The 410-nt window shown below is 70.7% G+C and carries 1 protein-coding gene; it reads left to right on the top strand.

Going from position 1 to position 410, the window contains the following annotated elements; all coding sequences use genetic code 11:
* Positions 1–410: hypothetical protein (locus I6F36_RS39155; protein WP_225173312.1), on the top strand; the 410-nt coding region annotated here is incomplete at both ends.

The raw sequence follows: 410 nt of genomic DNA, 5'->3' as shown, positions 1-410 counted from the left end.
GGGTGGCGGCGGCTGGTACCGGGCCCCGCAGGGCAAGCCTTCGCCCCGCAGCGCCCCGCGCCCGCGCACGGGCGTGCATGGCAGCCATCTGGAACACCTGGACAAGGTGCTTGCGCGCCTGCTGCACTTTGCGGCGCCCGCCGACATGGTGGTCAGCCAGTACTTCCGCGAGCATCACGAACTTGGCCACCGCGAGCGCGGCATCATCGCCGAAGCGGCCTTTGCCGTGCTGCGCCGCAAGGTGGAATTCGGCCAGTTTGCCGAGAGCGGCACTGGCCCGGCGCGTCGTCGCCTGGTGCTGCTGGGCTTGCTGCAGACCGCCGGGCGTGAGGCCATTGCCCCGTTCCTGAACCCCGTAGAAGCCGAATGGCTGGATCGCTGGGAAAACCGTGACCGCGCCGCGCTGGCGG

Origin of the sequence: Bradyrhizobium sp. BRP19, assembly GCF_020194195.1 — a bacterium.
GTDB lineage: Bacteria > Pseudomonadota > Alphaproteobacteria > Rhizobiales > Xanthobacteraceae > Bradyrhizobium > Bradyrhizobium yuanmingense.
This window is presented reverse-complemented; position numbering and strand designations above follow the sequence as displayed.